The 26,556-nt window shown below is 73.3% G+C and carries 18 protein-coding genes; 4 read left to right on the top strand and 14 right to left on the bottom strand.

Features of this window, described 5'->3' with window-relative positions; translation table 11 throughout:
- Positions 1-156: 156 nt before the first annotated feature.
- Together ACSNOH_RS18675 and ACSNOH_RS18670 are read right to left on the bottom strand one after the other, a co-directional pair.
- Positions 157-1,086, bottom strand: a complete 930-nt coding sequence (locus tag ACSNOH_RS18675; RefSeq protein WP_436722498.1) for a hypothetical protein — start codon at positions 1,084-1,086, stop codon at positions 157-159.
- Between the two features lie 342 nt (positions 1,087-1,428).
- A complete protein-coding gene (locus ACSNOH_RS18670) occupies positions 1,429-2,787 on the bottom strand; it encodes an MFS transporter (protein WP_436722497.1) in 1,359 nt (452 codons plus the stop codon).
- A gap of 222 nt (positions 2,788-3,009) precedes the next feature.
- Here ACSNOH_RS18670 and ACSNOH_RS18665 point away from each other — a divergent pair, with 222 nt between their 5' ends.
- On the top strand, positions 3,010-4,050 hold the full coding sequence (locus ACSNOH_RS18665; protein ID WP_436722496.1) for a GlxA family transcriptional regulator: 1,041 nt from the start codon (positions 3,010-3,012) through the stop codon (positions 4,048-4,050).
- Between the two features lie 27 nt (positions 4,051-4,077).
- Here ACSNOH_RS18665 and ACSNOH_RS18660 read toward each other — a convergent pair whose 3' ends face one another.
- The 4 genes from ACSNOH_RS18660 to ACSNOH_RS18645 all read right to left on the bottom strand — a co-directional run bounded on the left by ACSNOH_RS18660 (position 4,078) and on the right by ACSNOH_RS18645 (position 8,758).
- Entirely contained in the window at positions 4,078-5,205 is a 1,128-nt protein-coding gene (locus tag ACSNOH_RS18660; RefSeq protein WP_436722495.1) for an alcohol dehydrogenase catalytic domain-containing protein, read from the bottom strand.
- Positions 5,206-5,269: 64 nt separating this feature from the next.
- On the bottom strand, positions 5,270-6,778 hold the full coding sequence (locus ACSNOH_RS18655) for an aldehyde dehydrogenase family protein (RefSeq protein ID WP_436722494.1): 1,509 nt from the start codon (positions 6,776-6,778) through the stop codon (positions 5,270-5,272).
- Positions 6,775-7,833: an acyl-CoA dehydrogenase family protein gene (locus ACSNOH_RS18650; RefSeq protein ID WP_436722493.1), complete on the bottom strand. Its 1,059-nt coding sequence runs from the start codon at positions 7,831-7,833 to the stop codon at positions 6,775-6,777. The genes ACSNOH_RS18655 and ACSNOH_RS18650 overlap by 4 nt, the downstream gene beginning before the upstream one ends.
- Positions 7,834-7,846: 13 nt before the next feature.
- Positions 7,847-8,758 carry an SDR family oxidoreductase gene (locus ACSNOH_RS18645; RefSeq protein WP_436722492.1) on the bottom strand — a complete coding sequence of 304 codons (912 nt, stop codon included), beginning with the start codon at positions 8,756-8,758 and terminating at the stop codon, positions 7,847-7,849.
- A 102-nt stretch (positions 8,759-8,860) separates the two neighbouring features.
- On the opposite strand from ACSNOH_RS18645, the gene ACSNOH_RS18640 reads away from it, so the two are divergent.
- On the top strand, positions 8,861-9,787 hold the full coding sequence (locus ACSNOH_RS18640; RefSeq protein ID WP_436722491.1) for a cyclase family protein: 927 nt from the start codon (positions 8,861-8,863) through the stop codon (positions 9,785-9,787).
- A 303-nt stretch (positions 9,788-10,090) separates the two neighbouring features.
- On the opposite strand, the gene ACSNOH_RS18635 is transcribed toward ACSNOH_RS18640, so the two are convergent.
- The 4 genes from ACSNOH_RS18635 to ACSNOH_RS18620 all read right to left on the bottom strand — a co-directional run bounded on the left by ACSNOH_RS18635 (position 10,091) and on the right by ACSNOH_RS18620 (position 14,411).
- A complete protein-coding gene (locus tag ACSNOH_RS18635; RefSeq protein WP_436722490.1) occupies positions 10,091-10,561 on the bottom strand; it encodes an ATP-binding protein in 471 nt (156 codons plus the stop codon).
- 413 nt (positions 10,562-10,974) lie between these two features.
- Positions 10,975-12,033 carry an acyl-CoA dehydrogenase family protein gene (locus ACSNOH_RS18630; protein WP_436722489.1) on the bottom strand — a complete coding sequence of 353 codons (1,059 nt, stop codon included), beginning with the start codon at positions 12,031-12,033 and terminating at the stop codon, positions 10,975-10,977.
- 2 nt (positions 12,034-12,035) lie between these two features.
- A complete protein-coding gene (locus ACSNOH_RS18625) occupies positions 12,036-13,205 on the bottom strand; it encodes an acyl-CoA dehydrogenase family protein (RefSeq protein WP_436722488.1) in 1,170 nt (389 codons plus the stop codon).
- Positions 13,206-13,211: 6 nt separating this feature from the next.
- Positions 13,212-14,411, bottom strand: a complete 1,200-nt coding sequence (locus tag ACSNOH_RS18620; protein WP_436722487.1) for an amidohydrolase family protein — start codon at positions 14,409-14,411, stop codon at positions 13,212-13,214.
- 143 nt (positions 14,412-14,554) lie between these two features.
- Here ACSNOH_RS18620 and ACSNOH_RS18615 point away from each other — a divergent pair, with 143 nt between their 5' ends.
- Positions 14,555-16,168: a class I adenylate-forming enzyme family protein gene (locus ACSNOH_RS18615; protein ID WP_436722486.1), complete on the top strand. Its 1,614-nt coding sequence runs from the start codon at positions 14,555-14,557 to the stop codon at positions 16,166-16,168.
- On the opposite strand, the gene ACSNOH_RS18610 is transcribed toward ACSNOH_RS18615, so the two are convergent.
- From ACSNOH_RS18610 to ACSNOH_RS18600, 3 genes are all read right to left on the bottom strand, one after another.
- A complete protein-coding gene (locus ACSNOH_RS18610) occupies positions 16,150-19,218 on the bottom strand; it encodes a protein kinase (RefSeq protein WP_436722485.1) in 3,069 nt (1,022 codons plus the stop codon). The genes ACSNOH_RS18615 and ACSNOH_RS18610 overlap by 19 nt on opposite strands.
- A gap of 325 nt (positions 19,219-19,543) precedes the next feature.
- Positions 19,544-21,397 (bottom strand): protein kinase domain-containing protein, encoded by a 1,854-nt coding sequence (locus tag ACSNOH_RS18605; protein WP_436722484.1) that lies wholly within the window; start codon positions 21,395-21,397, stop codon positions 19,544-19,546.
- A gap of 374 nt (positions 21,398-21,771) precedes the next feature.
- The gene (locus ACSNOH_RS18600) at positions 21,772-23,478 is read right to left on the bottom strand and encodes a glycerol-3-phosphate dehydrogenase/oxidase (protein ID WP_436722483.1); all 1,707 of its coding nucleotides are present in this window, start codon (positions 23,476-23,478) and stop codon (positions 21,772-21,774) included.
- A gap of 217 nt (positions 23,479-23,695) precedes the next feature.
- Between ACSNOH_RS18600 and ACSNOH_RS18595 the strand changes: the two genes are divergently transcribed.
- Positions 23,696-24,967: a nucleotide sugar dehydrogenase gene (locus ACSNOH_RS18595; RefSeq protein WP_436722482.1), complete on the top strand. Its 1,272-nt coding sequence runs from the start codon at positions 23,696-23,698 to the stop codon at positions 24,965-24,967.
- Between the two features lie 117 nt (positions 24,968-25,084).
- Here the strand turns inward: ACSNOH_RS18595 and ACSNOH_RS18590 are convergent, their stop codons facing one another.
- A complete protein-coding gene (locus tag ACSNOH_RS18590; protein WP_436722481.1) occupies positions 25,085-26,236 on the bottom strand; it encodes a rod shape-determining protein in 1,152 nt (383 codons plus the stop codon).
- Positions 26,237-26,556: the final 320 nt, after the last annotated feature.

Here is a 26,556-nt window from a genome sequence, read left to right as displayed (position 1 = left end):
GAGGGGGACACGCGAGCGGAGGGAGCGGAGGGGGCGGACCAGGAAGGCCCGCTCGTCTTCCACAGGAGCGCGTTCGGGACGTTCACCGCCTTCGACGCGTGAAACGCGACGCCTGCCTCTTGTCGGCACCTGACGTCTCCCGTCCCGCCTTCCCGGCTACTGCTTCTGCTTGCCGTGCTTGACGACCTTCGTCAGGACGTACCGCTTGCCCGAGCCGGGCTTGCCGATCTCGTGGTAGAGCCGCGGCTCCTTGACGGTGCCGCTGACGCTCCAGTTGCGCTTGAGCTCGCACGAGCCGATGCGCAAGGACATGCCTTCGACCTTCCCGCCCTCCTTGACCGGCTTCCACGTGCCCGCGCCGTCGCAGTCCTTCGGCTTGTCCTTGCCGGTGCCGTCCCACACGTAGTTGTCGAGCCCGTCGGCCTCCGCCGCGCCGTCCTCGGCCAGCCTGACCGTTCCGCCGCGGCCGTCGGTCCAGGTGCCCGCCAGCTGCTCCGTTTCGAAGCGGGGCGGCTGGTAGACGCTGACGAGACCGGTCCCGTACGCGATCGCGCCCACGGCGCCGACGGCGAGCCACGCAAGGGCTCCGTCCCGCGACACCCTCCGGGCTGTACGGGCGGACCGGCCCTCACGTACGCGCCGGCCGGCGACTCCCGCTATCAGGGTGGCGGGCAGCAGGGCAGCCGTGAGGAAAGCCCACCACAGGAGGTACGTCACGGGGGATGCCGGGGAGAGGCTGCCGAGCGCCGACACGCCACCGAACACGGCCACCGCCGCGGCCGACACGACGGGCACCGCGGCCGCGTTCCACAGCGGGCCCTCGCGGCGCCCGGAGCGCCGGGTGACGCGCCGAGCGAGCGCCAGGGCCGGCATGACGGCCACCGCCGTGACGAAGCCGCTGACGAGGACACCGAGCAGGGCGACGGCGAACACGACGGCGACGATCACCATCAGCCCGTGGGGCAGGCCTTCGTGCTCGCGCGAGAGCATCACAAGAAAGCCGGCAGTCCCCGCGACGGCAGCCTCCGCGCACAGCCCCGCCATCGACGCGCAGAACGCCGCACCGAAGCCGTCCGGATGCCTCACACGCTCCTGCGCCGGAGGCGTCTCCCCCGGGCCGCCGCCGGACACGGTTTCGGCTCCGTCACCCGGCTCCGCTTGCGCTCCGGCCGGCGCCGGTTCCGGTATCGCGCCCGGCTCAGCCTGCTGTGTCATCGCTGCCCCTCTCCCCAAGAGAGGATTCCCCCAGCAGCTGAGAGGTTGCTTTTGCCGACCGAATAATCCGCTTCACTCGGGTCCGCCCCGGTACGGGACCGGCCGCAGGGCAGGCGCCGGCCGGCAGCGGGCAGGCGCCGTGCCGGCAGCAGAGCAGGCGCCGGCCCGCAGCAGGGCGGGTGCCGACCGGAACCACCCCGGATCACTCCGTGATCACACCGGATTCGCCTCCGGCAGTCTGGCTGCCGTCCGCGGGCGCCGCCTGCGGATGACCAGAGCCATGAGCGCCGCCACGGCGCACAGCGCGCCCGAGGCGTACCAGACGACGTCGTACGAACCGAAGGCGTCGCGGGCCACTCCGCCGAGGAAGGCCACCAGAGCGGCACCGACCTGGTGGGAGGCGAGCACCCAGCCGAAGACGATCGCGCTGTCCTCGCCGTAGTGCTCGCGGCACAGGGCAATGGTGGGCGGCACGGTGGCGACCCAGTCGAGCCCGTAGAAGACGATGAAGAAGACCATCGGGGGCTGCACGGAGGGCGCCAGGAGCATCGGCAGGAACATCAGCGAGATGCCGCGCAGCCCGTAGTAGACGGCGAGCAGCCTGCGCGCCTCGAACCGGTCGGTGAACCAGCCGGAGGCGATGGTGCCGACGACGTCGAAGACGCCGATCACGGCGAGCAGGCCCGCGGCCGCCGTCATGGGCATGCCGTGGTCGTGCGCAGCCGGCACGAAGTGGGTTTTCACCAGGCCGTTCGTGGTCGCACCGCAGATTGCGAAGGTCCCTGCGAGCAGCCAGAAGGGGCCGGTGCGGACGGCGTCGAGCAGCGCCCTGACTGCACGGCGCGCGGCACCGGGCGCAGGGACCGGCTTCGGTACGGGCGTGTCGCTGCCGTACGGGGCGAGGCCCACGTCCGCGGGGTGGTCGCGCAGCAGCAGCCACACGAACGGGACGACGACGAGGGCGGCGACGGACACCGTCACGGCGGCCGGCCGCCAGTCGTGGTGCTCGACGATCCAGGAGAGCAGGGGAAGGAAGACCAGCTGGCCGGAGGCTCCGGCGGCCGTGAGGATGCCGGTGACGAGTCCGCGCCGGGCGGTGAACCACCGGTTGGTCACGGTTGCCGCGAAAGCCAGGGCCATCGAACCGCTGCCGAGCCCGACGAGCACGCCCCAGCACAGCACGAGTTGCCAGGCGGCCGTCATGAAGACCGTCAGCCCGGCACCGGCCGCGATCACGGTCAGGGCGCAGGCGACGACCTTGCGGATGCCGAAGCGGTCCATCAGAGCGGCGGCGAACGGCGCCGTGAGCCCGTACAGGGCGAGGTTGACGGAGGCCGCGAACCCGATCGTGCCGCGCGACCACCCGAACTCCCCGTGGAGCGGTTCGATCAGCAGGCCGGGCAGCGAGGCGAAGCCCGCCGCGCCGATGATCGTCACGAAGGTGACGGCGGCCACCGACCAGGCGCGGTGGATACGGCGGCGCCCGCGGCTCTCGGCGGAGAGGCCCGGGCCTGCGGAGGAGCTCTCCGGGTGGATGGGACGTCCGGTTGTCTGACTCACGCCCCTCAGCATCGGGAGCTGCCCTCCGCCGAACGAGTGGCCGAAAGGACAGTATTCGCAAGGATCGGGCCACGGGAGTGCGGCCGGGCCGGTCGTCAGTGCCGGGCCGGCGGGCCGGGGCGGGCCGGTTGTCAGTGGCGGGCCGTAGGGTGACGGAAACGTCTCTTGCACGCACCGGGGAGACGAGGGGAACGTCATGGGCGGCGGACGGAACGCTTCGGGGGCGAACGAGGAATGACGCAGGAGACCACCAGGAGCACCAGGCTCACCCGCTCCGACCAGCACCCCGACGCACCGCCCCACCGGGTCGCCGTCCTCGCCCTGGCCGGCGTGATCCCCTTCGAGCTCTCCATCCCGTACCGGATCTTCGGCAAAGCCACGACTTCGGCCGGGGAGCCGCTGTACGAGGTGGTGACCTGCGCGCTGGCCGCAGGTCCGGTCCCGACCGATGCCGACTTCTCCATCAACGTCGACCTGGGACCGGAGGCCCTGGCCGAGGCCGACACGGTCGTCGTCCCTGCCTCGTACGAGTTCGGGCCGCCGTACGACGAAGGACGGCTCGGTGACGAACTGGCCGCCGCCCTGGCCCGCATACGTCCCGGTACGCGCATGGTGTCGATCTGCACCGGCTCGTACATCCTCGCGGCCGCGGGTCTCCTCGACGGGCGGCCCGCCACCACGCACTGGTCGAGCACGGAGCGCTTCCAGCAGATGTTCCCCTCCGTGCGCGTGGACGCCGACGTGCTCTTCGTGGACGACGGCGACGTGCTGACCTCGGCCGGGGTGGCCTCCGGCATCGACCTGTGCCTGCACATCGTGCGACGCGACCACGGCACGGCCGTCGCGAACGAGGTGGCGCGGCGCAGCGTCGTGCCGCCGCACCGCGACGGCGGCCAGGCGCAGTACATCCAGCGGCCGGTTCCCGAGCCCCAGCTCGCGACGACCACGGGGGCCCGCGCCTGGGCCCTGGGGCGGCTGGAACAGCCGATCCAGTTGCGGGACATGGCCGAGCAGGAGGCCATGAGCGTCCGGACGTTCACGCGCCGCTTCCGCGAGGAGGTCGGCATCAGCCCGGGGCAGTGGCTGACCCAGCAGCGCGTGGAGCGCGCCCGGCACTTGCTGGAGGACAGCGACCTGTCCGTGGACCAGGTGGCGCGGAGCGCCGGGTTCGGTACGGCCGCCTCCATGCGGCAGCACCTGCAGGCGGCGCTCGGCGTGTCCCCTACGGCCTACCGGCGCACGTTCCGTGCGGTGACGCACTCCACCCGCCGCTGACCGGCCGGCGGCCGCGGCACCGGCCGGTCAGCCGAAGGTGAGGACGGCACGGCAGACGTGGCCGTTGAGGGTGTCCTCCGCGGCGCGGGTGAAGTCCTCGACGGGGTAGGTGTGGGTGACAAGTTCGTCCAGGAGGAGGCGCCCTTCCTGGTAGAGGCGGGCGTAGAGGGGGATGTCGCGCTGCGGGCGCGAGGAGCCGTAGCGGCAGCCCAGGATCGCCTTGTCGAGGAAGAGGGAGTCGGCACGGAAGGACGCCTCGGCCCCGGCGGGCGGTACGCCGAGCAGCACCGCCTGCCCGTGCCTGCCGAGGAGGTCGACCGCCTGCCGGACGAGTCGGGGGTTGCCGACGCATTCGAAGGCGTGGTCGGCGCCCTCCGGGAGGATCTCGCGTACGGCCGCGGTGCTGTCGCGCGCCGTGTCGTTGGGCGCACGGTCCGCTGCCGAGTCGCCGGGCGCCGTGCCGCCGGGCGCTGCGGAGGCTTCGATGAAGTGGGTGGCTCCGAACTGCCGGGCCGCCGCTTCCTTGTGCGGGTCGGCGTCGACGGCAACGATGACGGACGCCCCGGCGATCCGGGCACCCTGCAGAACGTTGAGGCCGACGCCGCCGGCGCCGATGACGACGACGGATTCGCCGGGGCCGACGCGGGCGCGGTTGAGGACGGCGCCGACGCCGGTCAGAACGCCGCAGCCGATCACCGCCGCCGAGGTCAGCGGTATGCCGTCAGGGATCTTCACGGCCTGGACGGCTCGGACGACGGTGCGCTCGGCGAAGACGGAACTGGCCGCGAAGTGGAAAAGCCGCTCACCCCTGCGAGTGAAGGGCCGGGTGGGCCTGCCGATCGACTCGCGGCACATCGTCGGCCGGCCCCGGCCGCACTCGCCACAGACGCCGCAGGCGGCGAGCGTGGACAGCGCCACGTGATCGCCCGGCGCGACGTGCCCGACGCCGGGGCCGGTCGCCCGCACCACGCCCGCGCCCTCGTGCCCGAGGACGACGGGAACGGGGTACGGGATCGTGCCGTCGAGGACGGACAGGTCGCTGTGGCAGAGCCCGGCGGCCGCGACCGAGACCAGGACCTCGCCGGGGCCGGGCTCACGAACCTCCAGGTCGTCGGCGACCAGGGGCTGCTTTCCGTCGAAGATGACGCCTCGCACGTCTGGGGTCCTCTCGGCTCTCGGGTCGGAAGGGGCGGCGGCGGGGTTGCCTCACTCGCCGGGGTCAGGAAGCCCAGACGACCGACTGGAGTTCGCTGTAGGCGTGCAGTGCGAACGAGCCGCCGTCCCGGCCGACGCCGCTCTCCTTGAAGCCGCCGAAGGGCGTTTCGGGGTGCCGCTGGGCGGTGTTGATGGCGACGTTGCCGCTGCGGAGGCGCGCGGCGACGGCCCAGGCGCGGGCGGTGTCGGCGCTGAAGACGTAGTCGTGGAGGCCGTAGGAGGTGCCGTTGGCGATGCGGACCGCGTCCTCGTCGTCGTCGAAGGGCAGGGCGACGACGACCGGTCCGAACAACTCCTCGCGGGCAACAGCAGTTTCGGGATCGACGCCGGTGATCAGGGTGGGGGCGACGTAGAAACCGGGCTTGATGTCAGGGCGTGTGCCGCCCACGACGATGCGGGCGCCTTCCGCCCGGGCCCGCGCGATGTACGCCTCCACCCGGTCGCGCTGCGCGGCCGAGATCAGCGGACCGACCACCGTCGAGTTATCCACAGGGTCCCCGACGATCAGCTTTTGCGCGTAACGTCGGAGACCGGCGACGACCTCCTCGTACAGCGCGCGCTGGACGAGCACCCGGGTCGGCGCCGTGCAGATCTGTCCGCTGTGGAAGGACCAGACCGAACCGACCGCCCCGATCGCCGACTTGAGCACGTTCCTGTCGGCATCCCCCAGGACGATGGCCGCGCCCTTGCCGCCGAGCTCGAGAAGGGTGCGCTTCATCGACCTCCCCGCGGTCTCGGCGATCTGTTTTCCGACGGCGGTGGATCCGGTGAAGCTGACCATGTCGACGCCGGGGTGGGCCACGAGCGCCTGCCCCGCCCCCGGGCCCGGCCCCGTGACGATGTTGAGGACACCGTCCGGGAGGCCGGCCTCCTGAAGGATCGGGCCCAGCGACAGGCAGCACAGGGGATCCTGCGGCGCCGGTTTGGCGACGACGGCGTTCCCCATGGCCAGGGCGGGTGCGAGCTTGCCCGCGAGGTTGGCGAGCGGGAAGTTGTAGGAGGTGATGCAGGCGACGACGCCCACGGGGCGTCGGACCGCGGCGGCGCCCATCAGGCCGCCCGGTGCGAGCGGACTGCCCTGGACGGGGTGCGGCGCGAGCGGGAGGACCGCCGGCTCGACCGCCCCCCGGGCGTAGCGGCGGAAGCGGTCCACCGCCGCGGGCAGTTGCAGGGCCGAGGTGACGCGCGCCGTCGCGCCCGTCTCGGCCTGGAGCAGGGGCAGGAGCTCCGCTCCGTGTTCGCTGATCAGTTCCGCTGTCCGGTCCAGTACGGCTGCGCGCTCGCGCGGATCCGTACGGGACCAGCCGTCCTGCGCGGCCCGTGCGGCGGTCACGGCGGCGGCGACCTCGGCGGGGGTCGCCTCCGGCGCCGCCCCGACGACCTGCTCGGTCGCCGGATTGACAACTGGATAGTGCCCTTTTTCCGGTGCGCGCCACGACCCGCCGATCCAGTTCCCGTACGCCTTCGCGCCGTACGCCACGGTGCCGTTCGCCACGGTGCCGTTCGCCGTCATGGCCGGGGCTCCTTCGGGAGGCCGAGTATGCGCTCGGCGATGATCGTGCGCTGCACCTCGGCCGACCCGCCGTAGATCGTGTCGGCCCGCGAGAAGAGGAACAGGCGCTGCAGGGCGTCGAGTTCGTAGGGCCGCTCGTCGCTCCAGTCGCGGGGCCCGAGGACCGCGGCCGGGCCCTGTACCCGCAGGGTGAGTTCGCCGAGGCGCTGGTGCCAGGTGCTCCAGAGCAGTTTGGCGACGCTCGGTGCGCCGGGGAGGTCCGTGCCGCCCAGGCTCCGCAGGGCGGTCCAGCGCAGCGTCCGCAGCTCGGCCCACTGCCGTACGAGCCGGTCGCGCACCGCCGGCTCCTCTGCGGCCCCGGTCTCCCGGGCGAGGCGGACGACGCGGGCGAGCTCGGCGGCGAAGCCGATCTGCTGGGCGAGGGTGGCCGCTCCCCGCTCCCGGCCGAGGAGGTCCATGGCGACCCGCCAGCCGTTGCCCTCGCCGCCGAGCACGTGGCCGGCGCGGGCCTCGGCGCCGTCGAAGAAGACCTCGTTGAAGCCTGCGTCCCCGGTGAGCTGCCGGATGGGGCGGATATCGATCCGGCCGGGCTGGTCCATCGGCACGAGCAGAAGGGAGAGACCGTGGTGCCGGCGGGAGCCCTCGGTGGTGCGGGCCAGCAGGAAGCACCAGTCGGCCTCGCGGGCGTGGGAGGTCCACAGCTTCTGGCCCGTGATGCGGTAGGTGCCGCTGCCGGGGTCCCTGACGGCGGCGGTGCGTACGGCGGCGAGGTCGGAGCCCGCGCCGGGTTCGCTGTAGCCCTGGCACCAGATCTCCTCGCCGCGGGCACGGGAGTACTCCTCGGCCCAGACGACCTGCCCGGTCAGGGGCGCGGTGCGGTTGCCGTAGGTGCCGGCCGCGCAGTCCCAGCCGAGGCCGATCCATCCGCCGGAGCCCAGGGTGCGTTCCCAGGCGCGGCCCGCGACCGGCGCCGGCTCCGCGGCGAGGTGCCCGGCGAGCCAGGCCCGCGCTTCCTGCCGGAGGGCTTCGTCGTCCGGCCCGAAGGAGAAGTTCATGGGTGGCTCCCCGTCACGCGTTGGGGCGGGCTTTGGCGGCGGCCGCCTCGGCCATGGCCTCCAGGTGGGCGAGCATCGGCATGGGATCGGTGCCGACGGTGCGGGGCAGCAGGTCGGCGATCTTGCCGGGCGTCCAGGGGCCGTCGCTGCAGACGGCGCGCAGTTCTCGGGGCTGGGCCCACACGGCGATTTTGGACCCGGCCACGGTGTAGACCTGTCCGGTGACGCCTTCGTCGCGGGCCTGTTCGCCGAGCAGGTAGACGACGAGCGCCGCCACGTCCTCGGGTTCGCCCATCTCTTTGAGCTCCACCGGAACACCGGCGGACATGCGGGTACGGGCCACAGGGGCGACGCAGTTGGCGGTGACCCCGTACTTGTGCAGGCCGAGTGCGGCGCTGCGGACGAGGGAGATGATGCCGCCCTTGGCGGCGGAGTAGTTGGCCTGCGCGACGCTGCCCTGGTGGTTGCCGCTGGTGAAGCCGATGAGGGTGCCGCGTCCCTGCCGGCGCATGACGGCGGAGGCGGCGCGGAAGACGGTGAAGGTGCCCTTGAGGTGGGTGGCGATGACGGGGTCCCACTCTGCTTCCGTCATGTTGAAGAGCATCCGCTCGCGCAGGATCCCCGCTGCGCACACAGCGCCGTCGATCCGCCCGTAGCGGGTGAGGGCCGTGTCGACGATCCGCTGCCCGCCCGCCATGGACGACACGTCGTCCGCAACGGCGGCGGCTTCGCCGCCCGCCGCCTCGATCTCCTTGACGACGCCGGCGGCTACCTCGCTCGTGGGTTCGGCGCCGTCGACGGCAACGCCGTAGTCGTTGACCACGACCTTTGCGCCCTCGGCCGCGCAGGCGAGGGCGACGGCGCGGCCGATGCCGCGGCCCGCCCCGGTCACGGCGACCACCTTTCCCGCCAAGAAGCTCCCCACGGCGCACGCCCCTTCCCGCTCTATCTGACGGTCCGTTAGATTTTTGGGCAGGGCAGGCGAAGGCACAAGCCCCGCACAGGGACCGATCCGGGGAGGACGCCCATGCCACTGCCACCGGAGTTCCACGAGATCGCCAAGCGGGTCAACAACTGGGGCCGCTGGGGCGACAGCGACGAGATCGGCACCCTGAACCTGATCACGGACGCCGTGGTGCGAGAAGCGGCGGCGACCGTACTCACCGGCCGGAGGGTGGCCCTCGCCGTGCCCCTGCGGCGGCGCGGGATCCAGACCGGCCTGATCCCCGGGAGGATCAACCCCTTGCACACCATGACCTCGGTCAATCGTGAGGAGTTCGCCCCGGGATCAGTGGCCACGAGTGACGACACCGTCACCATGGGCCTCCAGGCCGGCACCCACTGGGACGCGCTTCCGCACGCCTCCCACGGCGGAAGGATCTACAACGGCCGGCCGGCGGACTCGGTCACCGCCCATACGGGTGCCGCCCTCAGCGGCATCGAGAAGGCCCGGCACATCGTCTCGCGCGGGGTGCTGCTGGACGTGGCGCACGCCCTGGGCGTGGACCGCCTGCCACCCGGGCACGCCGTCACCCCGGAGGATCTGGAGGCGGCGGAGGAGATAGCGGCGGTCTCCGTGGGGCCGGGGGACGTCGTCATGGTCCGCACCGGGCACATGCAGCACTACCTTGCGGGCGACAGGCGTGCGTACGGCAATGCGTCACCCGGGCTCTCGGTCCGGACACCCGAGTGGTTCCATGCGCGCGACGTGGCGGCCGTCGCCAACGACACGCTCTGCTTCGAAGTCTTCCCGCCGGAGATCGACGGACTCTGGCTTCCGGTGCACGCGCTCCACCTGGTGGAGATGGGGATGATGCAGGGCCAGAACTGGAATCTGGAGGAGCTCTCCGCGGTCTGCGCGGAAGAGCGGCGCTACGCCTTCCTGCTGACGGCGACGCCCGAGCCCTTCGAGGGGGCGGTGGGTGCGCCCGTGGCGCCGGTTGCCGTGCTCTGAGCCGGCGACGGAAAGCGGGGCCAGGACTTGTCCGCTCTGCTGCCGTCCGTGCCGTCAGACGGCCGCGGGCGGGCTTGCGGAGACGTGGGCAGGCGGCGACGTGCAGATGCGCACCCCGAGCACGGCACCGCGCGTCGCCGCCGGCTCCGGCGCTGGAGCCCTGTTCTTGCGCCGGACCGCGACCCGTACTCGCCGAGCAGCCCGGTCAGTGCGGACCTCTCGACGTCCCCTCGCAACGAATCGCTGCGTCCAAGGGTGATCACGTGGACACTTCACGTCAACACCTGGTCTGGACTTTGTCGATTAAGCCCGATTTATGACGGCGCGCGGTGGGTCGAAAGCGCCGACCCACGAGGAGCCGCCGCGGTCGACCTCGCACCAGATGCGCTTGCCGCTGCCCTCCGCCTGCCAGCCCCAGCGGTCCGCGAGGCCGTCGACCAGCTCCAGGCCGCGGCCGCCGGTGTCCTCGCCTCCGGCACACCTTCGGCGGGGCGGGCGGGCGCTGATGTCGGCGACTTCGACGCGGACGGTGCCTCCGGACGCTCCGGGCACCCCGGCACCGGCGCCCGGGAAGAGCATGCGCAGCACGGCCGGGCAGCCGGTGTGGACGACGGCATTGGTGACCAGCTCGGAGATCAGCAGGATCAGCGTCTCGGCCAGCGGCTCATCGACGCCTATCCCCGAGCCGGCCAGCCGCGACCGCGCCCACTTGCGGGCCCGTCCCACTTCCGCGGGATCGGCCCGGACCTCCATCTGCATCTGAAGCACCTGCACCGCTCACACCATCCGTACCGGCGGACACAACGCCTCGCGTCTCCGAGCGACCACGGAACGTGACCGCCTTCCGAGACAGCATGGTTGACGCACAGTCACCCCAACAAGCGCTTCGGGCATATTCCGGCGCAAAGGAGTAGGGCTGCTGCATACTGTGCGACGCGCGCCGGGGAGACTCGAACACCGAGGGCCCAGGGGCCCCTTTCCGGGACGAGCATCAGACATGCGCACGCCCGGCGCAGCCGCATGGGCCTCATTTGCCTCGCCGCGCTTCTGAAGCTCTCGCATCCAAGGGAGCGTACCCGAGCCGGGACCCGACTCCGCCCCGTGACGAATAACGTCCGGGACACAGCCTGATATCGACATGCTGTGAGCGGTTCGGCATGACATGGCCGATATTTCACCCATGACGATTACGCCGTGACATTCTCTGCGTCCAGAACATCCGTTGCATCGCTCGTGCGAGGACGCTCCGGGAGGTGTGAAGCCTCGCGCAGGAGGGTATTCGCAAGCAATTCCTCGGATTCGGCGGCCGACTGCCATTGACCGGCTCTCAGCCACGCTCGTTTCAGGTGCAGATGAACATCGGCTTCCCACGTAAAGCCCTGGCCACCGTGCACTTGCAGACAGTCATGAGCGTTGCGTACGGCTGCACTGTCTGCGAGCAGCTTGGCGGTGGCGAAGTCGGCGGCTCCGCCGGGTCCGGACGCGAGGGAGGCCGCATAGACCGCGGCCCGGGCGAGCTCGGCGCGGACGAGCATCTCCGCACACAGGTGCTGCACCGCCTGGAACTCACCGACAGGACGGCCGAACTGGGTGCGGTTGCGAGCGTGGGAGACCGCCATGTCGATGGTGCGGAAGGCGCTCCCGAGCTGCTGGGCAGCGGTCAGCAGGGCCGCCTCACGGCGCAGCCGGGCCGCATCGACGGACACCGCGGCGGTATCCCCGGCGGGCGGCCGGGGAAGTTGCCGGACGAGGTGCAGGGGCGTCGTGGGGTCGACGGAGCGGGCGGGCCGCGCACGCAGTGCCCGCGGTGCGCCGCCGGGGCGGGTGCGCAGGATCCGGGCGGCCGGGCCGTCGAGGAGCAGGACGGCTTCGGCAGCGGCGAGGTGCTCGGCCATCCCCGGCCGGTCCAGGGCGGTGACGAGGCGGGCCCCCTCGGCCGCGCCCGGCACGAGTCCGGCGGCGAGCTGGGTGGCGACCAGGGGGCCGGGCAGCAGGGCCCGTCCGGCCTCCTCGAAGAGGAGCACCGCCTCAGGGAGTCCCAGCCCCGCGCCGCCGTCCTGCTCCGGTAGGCGCAGGGCGAAGAAGCCCGCCTCCCCCAGGGCCTGCCACAGGCCGCGGTCCGGCGCTCCAGGGCCGCCCGGGGCGTCGGCGAGGGAGCGCAGCCTCTCGCGGGGGTAGCGGGCGGCGAGGAGGCTCCGCATGCCGGACCGCAGGGCGCGCTGGTCGTCGCTGAGGCGGAAGTCCATGGTCATCGCCCCTTGGGAAGGCCGAGGATGCGCTCGGCGATGATGTTCCGCTGGATCTGGGAGGTGCCGGCGGCGATCGTGTAGGAGAGCGAGGACAGGCGCTGGGCCGTCCACGCGTGGCGGGTGTCGAGGGACTCGGGCCCGAGCACCTCGGCGGCGGCCTCGTAGAGCTCCTGGCGGGCCTGGGAGTAGCGGAGTTTGAAGACGGAGGCGCCCGCGCCCGGCGCCCCGCCGGCTCCGGTGCGTGCGGCATGTGCGGCCTCGCAGGCGTTCCACTGGACGAGCCGCCACAGCGCCGTGAACTCGGCGTGGAGGCGGCCGAGGCGGCGCCGCAGGACGGGGTCGTCCCAGCGGCCGTTGGTGCGGGCGGTGCGGGCGAGCCCGGTGAGGGTGCGGCGGCAGGCGGCGACCTCTCCGGCGAAGGCGGTGCCGCGCTCGTAGGAGAGGGTGACCATGGTGACGCGCCAGCCGTCGTTCTCGGGGCCGACGCGGTGGGTCACGGGTACGCGCACCTCGTCGAGGAACACCTCGGCGAATTCGGTGGTGCCGGCGAGGGTGCGCAGCGGCCGTACGGTGACGCCGGGGCTGTCCATGGGCAGGGCGAGCCAGGTGATGCCGCGGTGCCGGGGGGCGGAGGGGTCGGTGCGGACGAGGAGTTCGCACCAGTCGGCGATCTCGGCGTGGGAGGTCCAGATCTTGCTGCCGGTGACGACGTAGGAGTCGCCGTCACGGACGGCCCGGGTGCGCAGGGCGGCCAGGTCGGAGCCGGCGCCGGGTTCGGAGAAGCCCTGGCACCAGATCTCCTCGCCGCGCAGGATCGGCGGCAGCCAGCGGGCGCGCTGGGCGGCGGTCCCTTCGGCGGCGATGGTGGGGCCGGCGTGCAGGAGCCCGACGAAGTTGGCGCCGACATAGGGAGCCCCGGCGCGCTCGGTCTCCTCAAGGAAGATCAAGTGCTGGGTGGGGGTGGCGCCTTGGCCGCCGGCGTGGGCCGGCCAGTGCAGTCCGGCGTACCCGGCGTCGTGGAGTGCGCGTTGCCAGGCGCAGTCGTGGGCGCGGCGCGCGGGCCAGTCGCCGGCTGCGGGTTCGGGGGGCAGCCGGGGCAGGGTGTCGTGCAGCCAGGTGCGGAGCCGGTCGCGGAAGTCCTCCTCTTCCCTGGTGAGGGTGAGGTCCATCGCGGGTCACCCGCCCATGGGGTCGAGGTCCAGGCCGAGCATCCGGATGGCGTTGCCGCGCATGAGTTTGCGGACGGTCTCGTCGTCCAGCCCTCGCACGTGGTCGAGGGCGACCTCCCGGGTGTGCGGGAAGGTCGAGTCGACGTGGGGGTAGTCGGTCTCGAAGGTGGCGTTGTCCCGGCCGATCGCGTCGAGTGCGGCGATGCCGTGCTTGTCGCGGAAGAAGCAGCAGTAGACCTGGCGGTGGTAGTAGGTGGAGGGCGGCTCGGGGATCAGGTCGCGGACGCCGCCCCAGGCCCGGTGTTCCCGCCAGACGTCGTCGGCGCGCTCAAGGGCGTAGGGGATCCAGCCCATCTGGCCTTCGCTGTAGGCGAGGGTGAGGCGCGGGTGGCGGACGAGGACGCCGCTGAAGAGGAAGTCGGCCATCGACGCCATGGCGTTGTTGAAGGACAGGGTGGCCTGGACGGCGGGCGGGGCGTCCGGGGACGCGGCGGGCATCTGCGAGGAGGAGCCGATGTGCATGTTGACGACGGTTCCGGTGTCCTGGCAGGCCGCGAAGAAGGGGTCCCAGTAGCCGGTGTGGATGCTGGGGAGGCCGAGGCAGGTGGGGAGCTCGCTGAAGGTCACGGCCCGTACGCCGCGGGCGGCGTTGCGGTGGATCTCGGCGACGGCGAGATCCACGTCCCAGAGCGGGATGAGGCACAGGGGAATGAGGCGCCCGCCGCTGTCGCCGCACCACTCCTCGACCATCCAGTCGTTGTAGGCGCGCACGCACGCGAGGGCGACCTCCTTGTCGCGCGCCTCGGCGAAGGTCTGGCCGCAGAAGCGGGGGAAGGTCGGGAAGCACAGGGACGCCTCGACGTGGTTGAGGTCCATGTCCTTCAGGCGCTCGGCGGGGTCCCAGCAGCCGGGGCGCATCTCGGCGCGGGTGATGCCTTCCAGGGTCATCTCGTCGCGGTCGAAGCCGGCGGCGGCGATGGTGCGCTTGTAGGGGGAGGCGAGGTCCTCGTAGATCCACCAGTCCGCGGGCGGACCGTCGGGGTCCATGGCGATGGTGTACCTGCCGCCGGTGTACTCCAGCCGGCCGATGCCGGTGGTCAGCGGGCGGGGACCGCGGTCGCGGTAGCGGGCGGGCAGCCAGCGCTCGAAGAGGTGGGCGGGCTCGATGACGTGGTCGTCGACGCTGACGATGCGGGGCAGTTCCATCGGGGGCCTTCCGTGTCCGGCGGCGCCTGACTGACGGTCTGTCAGATTTGAGGCTAGCCCGCACCCCCTGGACCGGCAAGGCGCGACGGCCTACGCTTCGCCGCACCTACCTGACGTAGCGTCAGTTGTCGTGGAGGCCCGCCATGACCGGTACCGCCGACGACCTGTCCGCTTCCCGCACCCTGTGGGAGCTGCTCGACCGCCGCGCGGACCTCACCCCCGCCGCCCCCGCCCTCATCCAGGCCGACGAGCCGGAGCCGGAGAGCGGTCCCGGCCCGGCCGGGGCTGCCGACCGCACGGTGACCTTCGGCGAGCTGCGGGCGCTCGCCGAGCGCACCGCAGCCGGACTGTACGGACTCGGGGTGCGCCCGGGCAGCCGGGTGGCCTGGCAGCTGCCCACCCGCATCGAGACCGTCGTCCTGGCCTTCGCCCTGGCCCGCCTCGGCGCCGTCCAGACACCGCTCGTCCCCCACTACCGCGACCGCGAGGCCGGCCACACCCTGCGGGCCGCGGAGGCCGGGTTCTTCGCCGTACCCGGCGTGTGGCGGGGCTTCGACCACACCCTCATGGCCCACCGGCTCGCCCTCACGCTTCCCGTGCCGCCGCTCGTCCTCACCGTCTACGACACCCTGCCCGAGGGGGACCCCGCGGAGCTCCCGCCCCCGCCCGCCGACGGCACCGCCGTCCGCTGGGTCTACTGGACCTCCGGCACCACCGCCGCGCCGAAGGGCGCCCTGCACACCGACCGCGGGCTCATCACCGCCGGCAGCTGCCTGGCCGCCGCACTGCGCCTCACCCCGGACGACGTCGGCTCGATGGCCTTCCCCTACGCGCACGTCGCGGGGCCCGACTACACCGTCATGCTGCTCCTGCGGGGCTTCCCCGCACTCCTCGTGGAGCACTTCTCCCTGCCCGGCTCGCTCGGCGCCTACCGCCGCAACGGCGTCACCGTCGCGGGCGGCTCGACCGCCTTCTACACGATGTTCCTCGCCGAGCAGCGCCGGCAGCCCGGACGCAGGATCATCCCCACCCTCCGGCTGCTGGCGGGCGGCGGCGCCCCCAGGCCGCCGGAGCTGCACGACGAGGTCGCGCGCGAGCTCGGGTGCCCGCTGGTGCACGGCTACGGCATGACCGAAGCCCCGATGATCACGATGGGAGATCCGCAGGACGCGGCGGAACACCTGGCCCGCACCGAGGGCCGACCGGCCGCGGGCATGGAGATCCGCGTGACCGACGCGGCGGGAAAGCCCGTGCCGCCCGGCACCGAGGGCGGGATCCGGCTGCGCGGTGAAGCCGTCTGCCGGGGCTACCTCGACCCCGCCCAGACCGCCGCGGCCTTCGACGCCGACGGCTTCCTCCTCACCGGCGACCTGGGGCGCATCACCCCCGACGGCCGTCTCGTCATCACCGGCCGCGCCAAGGACGTCATCATCCGCAAAGGCGAGAACATCTCCGCGCAGGAAGTCGAGCAGCTCCTGCGGAGCCATCCGCACATCGAGGACGCCGCGGTGATCGGGCTGCCCGACCCCGTACGCGGGGAGCGGGTCTGCGCCGTCGTCCAGCAGGTCCCCGGAGCGCCGCGGCTCACGCTCGGGGACGTGGCCTCCCACCTGACGGACGCCGGGCTGTCCGTGCACAAGATCCCCGAACAGCTGGAGCTGGTGGGGCGGCTCCCCCGCGACAGCACCCTGCACAAGGTGCTCAAGCACGAGCTGCGCGAGCGCTTCGCCCGTTCCGCTCAGCCGCCCGCCCGGTAGGCAGCCGTCGCCTGCTCGAAGAACCGGTCCACCGCGCGCCGCTCGTTCATGGGCCCGATCACCTGCAGGAGGTGGTAACGGCCGTCCACGAGGGTGGCGGAGTTGCGCACGTAGACCTGGCGGCCGCTGCTGTCGTTCCAGTTGAACGCGCCCTCCGCCGTCACCGTCCTGCCCACCTCGGTGCGGCGCAGCCCGGTGGCGCCGGCCCACGGGGAGGAGCGGTAGGCCTCCAGCTCGGGCTCCTTGTCCTGCTGGTACGCCATCGGGTCGCTGCCGAACTCCGCGGCCTTGTCACGGCCCGGGACCACCACGAGCCGGTAGTCGCCGCCCGCGTAGACGATCTGCCCGCGGTCGTTCTCCCCGCGGCGCTGCCAGTCCTCGGCGACGGCCACGGTGAACCCCTTGGGGTCCTTGCGCAGGGCGAAGCCCTTGGCAGGGCCTTCCGTCTCGGCGATCCGCTCCTCCGCCGTCGCCGCGCCCGAGGCACCGGCCCCGCCCGCCGCGCGGGCACCACTCGACGGGCCGACGCTCTGAGGGCCGGCGGTCTGCGGGCCGGCGCTCTGCGGGGCCGGGGGCGCGGCGCTGGGCGCCCCTGCCGCTCCCGCACGGTCCGCGGTGACCCGGCCCGCGCTCTCCTCGGCGCGCGGCATGAACAGCACCGCGTACAGCGCGGCCCCTGCGAGGAGCAGCAGGATCAGGCCGACCAGCAGCCGGCCGAGGCCGAACGGCGAGCGGGCCGGACGGCCGCGCTGCTCCTGCAAGTGTCCGGTGCGGGGCGGGCCGGAGCGGGGTGCGGGGGCGTTGTCCTTCGTCGTCTTCTTGTGGCGGCCGTGCGCGGCCTGCGCGGTGTCCACGGCGGTGATGGGACGGCCCCGCCTGCGCCGCACCATCTCGCCCTTGCGGCGGACGACCGGGAGCCGGTGCTGGTCGGCAGGGGCGTCCGGGACGGCGTCGGGCACGGTGAGGGTGCGGCCGCCGGGCTCGGGTTCCGGCGCGGAGCGGATCAGGGAGCGCAGCCAGCCGCGGAGCTCCTCGAACTCGGGGCGCTCGGCCGGGTCCTTCCGCATGAGCGACTCGACCACGGGGCGCAGGGCGCCGCACTCCTCGGCGAACGCGGGGGGCTCTGTGCAGACGAGGCGGACCAGTTCGGCCGTGCTGTCCTCCGGGTACGGGGCGTGTCCCTGGACGACGCGGAAGAGCAGCGCGCCGAGGGCCCAGAGGTCGGCCGCGGGGCCGACGGGGGGCGCCAGCTGCCAGCTCTCCTGGACGGGCCAGGCCTGCTCCGGGGCCCATCGTTCGGTGACGGCGCCGACGACGACCATCCGGGCCTGCCGGGCGCGCTCGACGGCGAGGGCCCCGGTGGGCTGCTGCTGCCCGGCGGCTCCCCAGGCGGCCGGGGCAGCCGGGGCGGCGGCCGCCGGTGCCTTACCCGCAGGCCGGCTGCCGCCGGGGACGGCTGCGGCGGGGCTGCCGCCGGGAGGGCTCTGCACGGCGCGCGGGGCCGGGGCTCCGGGACCGCTTCCGGGGGCCGGTCCCGCTCCGGGACGGGCGCCGGGCGACGGGGCTGCCGGTCCCTTGCCGGGAGCGGCGGAGCGAGGAGAAGCAGCAGCAGGAGGAGCAGGGGCAGGAGGTGCTGCCGTGCCGGGGAAGACGGGCCAGGAAGCGGCCGATCCGGGGAGCTTCACTTCGGGAACGTCCGGCCGGGCGGCGCCCCCCGGCCCACCCGATCCACCCGATCCACCCGGCCCGCCGCGCGCTCCGGGCGGACCCGCCGAGCGGTTCCGGCCGGCGGGCGCGGGGGCCGTGCCGCTGGCGGCGCTGCCACCGCCCCAGGTGGAGGAGCCGGTGGGGGTGACGGGCGGGGCGTTCTCCCCGGCCGTGCGGGCGGCAGCGGCCCGGGCCGCACCCGCGCGGTAGGCAGCGATCGCCGAAGAGCGCACCTGCCGGGGCCCGGCCTGCCCGCCCGGCTGCCCGGCCCCGGGCGCGGCCCCCTGCCCACCCGGCTGTCCTCTGCTCGGACGCCCCGCACTCTGCCCGCCTGCCTGTGGCCGGGAGCTGACGGGTGGCCACGGCTCCCCCGTGGCCCGGGCACCGCCCGGCGGAAGGAAGCCTCCTGCGGCTCCTTGGTCCCGGTACGGGGACGGGGACGGTCCGGCCCCCTGCCCGCGGGGCCTCGGCACAGCCCCGCCACCGGGCCCACTGCCGTCCGGCGCGCTGCCATCGGGCCCGCCGCCACCCGCCGCGCCACCGTCCGGCGCGAAGCCCCCGCCGGCCCCAGGGGCGGACCGGGAAACGGGACGGGCGTCGGGCCGGGGCCCATGGCCTGCGGCTCCCCGGCCGGTGCCGCCCGGCGCCGGGCCGCCCTGCTGCCGCGGCACCGCCGTCCCGCCGGGCGGCCGCTGCGGTGAGCGCGTCGACGGCATCGCCCCCTGGCCGTTGCCGCTCGCAGGCGGCTCCCCGCCCACCGGCACGGGGTTGTAGCCGCACAGGGCCTCTTCGGCCGCGCCCGCGGCCAGGCCGGTGAGGACGGCGCGGCCGTCGTCGCAGATGAGGACGGTGCGGGTGGTGATGTTGCGGTGGGTCCAGCCGTGGGCGTGCAGGGCGCGCAGGGCGGTGAGGACGTCGGCGGCGACCTCGGCGGCGCGGTGGGGCGAGAGGGGCCGCTCGGCCAGGAGCGCGGCGAGCGGGCGGGCGGGCACGAGCTCGCTGACGACCCACAGGCTGCCGCCCTCGGCGAAGACGTGGAAGACCTGGTCGAGCCGGGGGTGGTCGGGCACCTGCGCGGCGGCCGTGGCCGCGGCCAGCGCGCGCCTGACCGCCGGATCGTCACCGCCCGCCCGCCCCGTACGCCCGGCTCCCGGGCCCGGGGGGCAGCCCCCGGCGCCGACGAGCTCCGCATCCACGAACTCCGGCAGCGGGATCTGCCGGACGAGGACTTCCTGCCCGCTCATGGTGTCGAAGGCCCGGGTCTCGACGAGCTCGAACACATCGGAGGGCGGTAAGGGAAGGCGATACCGGCCGGCCAGGATCCGACCCGCGTAGTCGTCCACGACGCCTCCCCAAGCGCGCGATCCACACCCCGCCCGAATGCCCGGACAACCGCCAACGACCGTCAGCCGACCGCCTGTTGCGGCTGCGCACCGTCCATGGCACCTCACGATACGTGCCGAACCCGCCCCTTCGGGCGCGTACGGCTCAGTACGTCGCTCAGCGGACCGACCGGAAGGCGCCCGTCCCGCAACACCCGTCCGCCGAGTGCCGTCCGCTCTCCCGGGTCACTCGGGTTTCGGACATGCGTAGCGCCGAAGGAAAGTTCTCCCGGGAGGGCCGGGGCGGTGCGGTTCTCCGGGATTCGCCCGGAGGAGCCGGGGAGGCTCAGTCCTCGGGAGTGAACGTCCGGAAGGCCGTGTCGCGCAGGGAGCGGCAGTCGGCGTCGCCCCACTTGTCCTTCTCGCAGCTGATCATGATGGCGTAGCCGTGCTCGTCGTCCACCTTGAAGCCGCGGTTGAGGACCTGGACGCGCTTGCCGTTCTGGTCGCGCTCGAACGACCAGTCCGCGACGGTCGGGTAGTCGTGGTTCGCCCAGCCGCGGATCTCCTGGATCGACAGGCCCTTGTAGCCGGGCATGCTGCTCCTGGCACCGGTCTCGGCATCGCGCCAGGCCTTGACCGCGTCGTCCTTCGGCTCCGCGCCGAAGTCGACCTGGACGCGCGGGAAGCCGCCGGAGGCGCTGTAGATGGCGCCCGAGTGCTCGCCGGCGGTGCCGGTCTGCTTCCAGCCCTCCGGGAGGGAGATGGCGAAGTGGTATTCGTCGTTCTCGAAGCGCCGGTAGCCGGAGGCGCCCGCCTCCTTGGCGCCGGAGACGGCTGCGGCGGGCTGGGACCTGATCACCTGGGGCTCGGCGCCCGCCTTGCCGGGGGCGCCTGCCGACGCCGAGTGCACCGGGGCGGTCCCGCCCTGCCTCTTGCCTTCCTTGTCGCTGCCGTCGCCACCGCTCAGCGCGAAGGCAAGCACCGTGCCGAGCACGGCCAGCACCACGACGACCGCCGCGACGACGAGCGTCCGGCGCGGCACGGCCTCCAGGAGCGGCGTGCGCCCGCCGATCGTGCCCCCGGAGAACTGATGGGTCGTGGCCTTCGCCGCCTCCGCGGCGCGCGGCGCGCCCGGGGCCCCGGCCACCGCGCCGGAGGGCGGGCCCTGCACCGGCGGGACGTCCGACGGCCTGCCCGCCGCCGCGCCCGGCCGCTGCGCCGAGGACACCGGGGAGGCGGGGGACTTGGGCGCGGGCCGGGCGGGAGCGGCCCCCTCCGGTATCGGCGGGACGGCGATGGCCTGCGTCGCGTCGAGGTCGGCGGCCGCGGGCTGCCGCTTGGGGGGCAGGCGCTCGTCGGGGGCGTTGACGGCGTCGGTGAGCAGCGCGCGGGCGCCGGCCTCGTCGAGCCGCTTCTCGGGGTCCTTGGCGAGCAGCCCGTACATGACCTCGGCCAGCGGGCCGGCGTTCTTCGGCGGGCCGAGCGGCTCGGTCATCACGGCGGTGAGGGTCGCTATGGCCGACCCCTTGTCGTACGGGGGAACGCCCTCGACGGCCGCGTAGAGCAGGCCGCCCAGGGACCACAGGTCGGCCGGCGGGCCGGGCTTGTGGCCGCGGGCGCGCTCGGGAGAGATGTACGAAGGGGCGCCGACGAGCATGCCGGTGGAGGTGACGGAAGGGTCGCCCTCGACCTGGGCGATGCCGAAGTCGGTGAGGACGACGCGGCCGTCGTCCGCGATGAGAACGTTGGACGGCTTCACGTCGCGGTGCAGGATGCCCTGGCGGTGGGCCGCGCCGAGCACGTCCAGGACGGCGAGGCCGACCTCCGCGGCGCGGCGCCACTTCAGCGGCCCGTCCTCGCGGATGACGTCGGCGAGCGAGCGGCCCTCGATGAGCTCCATGACGATCCAGGGGCGGTCGTCCTCGTGCACCACGTCGTAGACGGTGACGGCGCCCGCGCTGCGGATCCGGGCGATGGCCTTCGCCTCGCGCAGCGTGCGGGTGATGAGGCGTCGCTTCTCGTCCTCGTCAATGTTGGCCGGGAACCGCAGCTCCTTCACGGCCACCGTGCGGCCGAGGGTCTCGTCGCTCGCACGCCAGACCGTACCCATGCCGCCGCGGCCGAGGACGTCCCCGAGGCGGTACCGCCCGGCGAGGAGGCGCCCTGCCGTGCCCTGCGTCTGCTCCGCCTCCGACATGCGTCCCCTCTGGCAATCAGCTCTGCGACCAACCGACCCTGGCAGAGCCACCATTGTCTCTCATCCACAGACCGGCGGAAGGCCAGGGTCCACGGGCTTGCGGACAATCCGGGCAACCCGTCGCCCGGCGCCCTCCGTACGGCGCGCGGCGGCCGTTGCGGCACCGCCACCGCACTGACCTGGCCGGCCTGCGCCGCGACGGCCGGGCGGCGCCCGGCACGGCACCCGCACCGGGGGCCCCACGGATCCGTTGCCTTAACAGGACCCGGTTTCGGACAGGGCGGTTCCCGGCGCGTCGGAGCTGTCACATGATGCTCATCAGACGCTGTCGCCCCAGAGGTTACGTATACCCGCCGAAAACGGCCGACAGGGCATCAGATCGGCTGGACGTCCGGCGCCCCCAGCCGTGCCGCATCCGCCGTCAGGTCGTCGGGCTGCAGCTGCGATTCGCGCTCGGCCTCCACGCGCTTCTCGTAGCGCTCGACCTCCTTCTCGACCTGGGAGCGGTCCCAGCCCAGCACGGGCGCCATCAGCTCGGCGGCCTCGCGGGCGCTGCGCGTGCCGCGGTCGAACGTCTCGATCGAGATCCTGGTGCGGCGGGTGAGGACGTCGTCCAGGTGACGCGCGCCCTCGTGCGAGGCGGCGTAGACGACCTCGGCCCGCAGATAGTCCTCGGCGCCGGTGAGCGGGTCGCCCAGGGACGGGTCCGCGGCGACGAGCTCCAGCAGCTCGTCCACCATCGAGCCGTACCGGTTGAGCAGGTGCTCGACGCGCGCGACGTGCAGGCCGGTGCGCTGGGCGATCCGGGCGCGCCCGTTCCACAGCGCCTTGTAGCCCTCGGCGCCGACCAGCGGCACATCCTCCGTGACGCACTCGGCCACGCGCCGGTCGAGCGCGTGCACCGCCTCGTCCACGGCATCCTTGGCCATCACGCGGTACGTGGTGTACTTCCCGCCCGCCACGACCACCAGCCCCGGCACGGGGTGGGCCACGGTGTGCTCGCGCGACAGCTTGCTCGTCGCGTCCGACTCGCCGGCCAGCAGGGGCCGCAGCCCCGCGTAGACCCCCTGCACGTCGTCCCGGGTCAGCGGCACGGCCAGGACGGCGTTCACGTGCTCCAGCAGGTAGTCGATGTCGGCGCTGGAGGCGGCGGGGTGCGCCTTGTCCAGGTCCCAGTCGGTGTCCGTCGTGCCGACGATCCAGTGCCTGCCCCAGGGGATCACGAAGAGCACGCTCTTCTCGGTGCGCAGGATCAGCCCGGTGGTGGAGTGGATGCGGTCCTTGGGCACCACCAGGTGGATGCCCTTCGAAGCCCGTACGTGGAACTGCCCGCGCTCGGCGATGAGCTTCTGCGTGTCGTCCGTCCACACGCCCGTGGCGTTGACGATCTGCCGGGCCCTGATCTCGAACTCGCCGCCCTGCTCCAGGTCCCGCACCGTGGCGCCCACCACCCGCTCGCCCTCGCGCAGGAAACCCGTCACTCTCGCCCGGTTGGCGACGTCGGCGCCGTAGGCGGCCGCGGTGCGCACGAGGGTGGTGACGTAGCGGGCGTCGTCCATCTGGGCGTCGTAGTACTGCAGCGCGCCCACCAGGGCGTCCTTCTTCAGGCAGGGCGCGACGCGCAGGGCCCGCTTGCGGGTGAGGTGCCGGTGCGCCGGCAGCCCCCGGCCGTGGCCCGAGGAGACCGACATCGCGTCGTAGAGCGCCACGCCCGTGCCGGCGTAGAGGCGCTCCCAGCCGCGGTGCTGCAGCGGGTAGAGGAAGGGCACGGGCTTCACCAGGTGCGGGGCGAGCCGCTCCAGCAGCAGCCCGCGCTCCTTGAGGGCCTCCCTGACGAGGGCGAAGTCCAGCATCTCCAGATAGCGCAGACCGCCGTGGATGAGCTTGCTGGAGCGGCTGGAGGTGCCTGCGGCCCAGTCGCGCGCCTCGACCAGGCCCGTCGTCAGTCCCCGGGTGGCCGCGTCGAGCGCGGTGCCCGCACCGACGACACCGCCGCCCACGACCAGGACGTCCAGTTCCCGTTCCGCCATCCGGGCGAGCGCCGCACCGCGCTCCTCCGGTCCGAGTGTCGCTGTCCTCACCGCTGCCTCCGTTTCGGCCGCCGGTCGCTCCGCTGGTCCCCGCGCTTCTCTGCTCCTCCTTCGATGCTGCCCCAGATCCGCCGATTCGGCCGCGCCGGCGGCGCAGGGGAGCGAGCCGCGCCGCGTTGATCCCGAATAACAGTCATATATCCGCTTAACCTGATGTAACTCGTACGCGTGCCAGAACCCCCGGCTCCCCGGGAAGGACCGCCTCGCCATGCCCGCAGATCTCGCCGTCATCGGACTCGGCCACCTCGGACTCCCCCTCGCCCAGGCCGCGACCGCCGCCGGCATCGACACCATCGGCTACGACCCCGACCCGCACACCGTCGCCGAGCTGCGCGCCGGCCGGCTGCCCCCCGAATGCGCCGACGGCTGCCTCACCGCCGCGGAGGTGCGCCGGATGCTCGCCGCGGGCTTCCGCCCCACGACCGCCGACGCCGAGCTCGGCAAGGTGCGCACGGCCGTCATCTGCGCACCCGCCCGGCTGGGCGAGGACCGGGCCCTGGACCTGGGCGCCGTCGGCGCGGCCGCCCGCGCCCTCGCCGCACGACTGCGCCCGCACACCACCGTCCTCCTGGAGTCCCCCGTCTACCCCGGCGCCACGGAGGAATTCCTGCGCCCCCTGCTCGAATCCGGCTCCGGGCTGCGCGCGGGCCACGACTTCCACCTGGCCTACTCCCCCAGCCGGGTCGACCCCGGCAACAAGCGCCACGGCTACGCCGGCATCCCCAAGGTCATCGGCGGCCTCACCCCCGCCTGCACCGAGGCCGCCGCGGCCTTCTACGGGCGGGTCTGCGAGAAGGTCGTCCGCGCGCGCGGCCTGCGCGAGGCCGAGGCGGTCCGCGTCCTGGAGACCAACTACCGGTACGTCAACATCGCCCTCGTCAACGAGATGGCCGTCTTCTGCCACGACATCGGCGTCGACCTGTGGGACGTCGTGCGCTGCGCCGAGACCAAGCCGTTCGGCTTCCAGGCGTTCCGCCCGGGCCCCGGGGTGGGCGGCCCCGGCGTCCCCATCGACCCCAACTACCTCTCCTACAAAGGGCGCAGCCTCGGCTACCCGCTGCGGATGGTGGAGGTCGCCCAGGAGGTCAGCGGGCGCATGCCGCGCTACGTCACCCAGCGGTGCGCCACGCTCCTCAACGAGCACGGCAAGTCGGCGCGCGGCGCGCGGGTGCTGCTCCTGGGCGTCAGCTACAAGGCCGACGTCTCCGACCAGCAGGGGGCACCGGCCCGGGAGATCGCCTCCCGGCTGATGGAGCTGGGCGCCCAGCTCAGCTACCACGACCCGCACGTGGCGCAGTGGCGGGTGATGGGGCGGCCGGTGCCGCGGGCCGACAGCGTCTACGAGGCTGCGGCCGCGGCGGACCTCACGGTGCTGCTGCAGCACCACCGCACGTACGACCTGCAGGGGCTTGCCGTGAAGGCACAGCTGCTGCTGGACACGCGCGGAGCGATTCCCGCTGGCGCGGGGCATCGGTTGTAGGGGCGGCGCCCCGCGGCGGTGTCAGGTGAAGCGCCTGACGGCGCTGTCCTCAAACGCCGGACGGGCTGAATTTTTCACCGGGCCGGCGCTTGAGATCCCGGGCAGGCCCGGTCAGTCCTACAGCCTCCCCAGCCCCAGTGCCCTGTTCGGGGCGTCCAGGACCGTCTTCAGGGCCGCGAAGTCCTCGACGCAGCGGCCCGTGCCGACCGCCACGCAGTCCAGCGGGTCGTCGGCGATGAGGACCGGGATGTCGAGCTCCTTGCTCAGCCGCACGTCCAGGCCCCGCAGCAGCGCGCCGCCGCCCGTCAGGACGATGCCGCGGTCCATGATGTCGCCGGACAGCTCCGGCGGGGTCTCGTCCAGGGTCTGGCGGACCGCCATGACGATGGCGTCGACGGGCTCCGACAGCGCGTGGCGGATCTCGTCGGCCGTCAGCTCGCGCGTCTTCGGCAGGCCGCTGACCTGGTCGCGGCCGCGGATGGTGCAGCGCTCCGGCGGCTTGAGGCCCTGGGTCTCCTCCGGGTCCCCGCCGACCTCCTCCAGGCCGGTGTCCTTCTCCAGCTGCTTGGCGAGGGCGGCCAGCCCGGCCGCGGACCAGTAGCCGGTCGGGGCGGCGGAGCCGATGTTCATCTTGATCTCCTCCGCGGTGCGTTCGCCGATCGCGAGGGAGTACTCCTTCTTCACGTACGAGATGATCGCCGCGTCCATCGCGTCGCCGGCCGTACGGACGGAGCGGGCGGTGACGATGCCGCCCAGGGAGATCACGGCGACCTCGGTGGTGCCGCCGCCGATGTCGACGACCATGCAGCCGGTCGGCTCGCTGACCGGCAGACCCGCGCCGATCGCCGCGGCCATGGGCTCCTCGACCAGGTGCACCTGACGGGCGCCTGCGCGCGAGGCCGCCTCGATGACTGCGCGCCGCTCGACGCCGGTGATGCCGGAGGGCACGCACACCACGACGCGGGGGCGGGCGAAGAGGCGGTTGCCCATGACCTTCTTGATGAAGTGCCGCATCATGCGCTCGGCTATCTCGAAGTCGGCTATGACGCCGTCGCGCAGCGGGCGGACCGCGACGATGTTCGAAGGGGTGCGGCCGATGGTCTCCTTGGCCTCGGAGCCCACCGAGAGCACGCTGCCGTCATCCGCGTTCACGGCGACGACTGACGGTTCGTTGAGCACCACTCCCTTCCCGCGCACGTACACCAGGGTGTTCGCCGTGCCGAGGTCGATCCCCATGTCCCTGCCGCTGAACGACTTGCTTTGCGCCATAAGTTGCCATTATTCCTTACGGTCGAACTTTTATACGGGGTTCACAGCCGTCCGCTCGCTGTGGGTAACGCATTGCTGTCGTAGCACGCTGATACCTTTTGGCCCTTACTCGGCACTTACTCGGCCCTTACGCCGGCCTCACCCAACAACCCAGGACCTTCGGGGGACATCGCACATGAGCCAGCCCTGGCAGCAGCCGCAGCAGCCCCAGCAGCCGCCCCAGCCCAATCCGTACGGCCAGCCGCAGCAGCCGTACCCGCCCCAGCCCTACCCGCAGCAGCCCCAGCCGCCGCAGCAGCCCTACGGCTACGGCCAGCAGC

It is taken from the genome of Streptomyces sp. URMC 127, from assembly GCF_051386535.1.
Taxonomy (GTDB): domain Bacteria; phylum Actinomycetota; class Actinomycetes; order Streptomycetales; family Streptomycetaceae; genus Streptomyces.
This window is presented reverse-complemented; position numbering and strand designations above follow the sequence as displayed.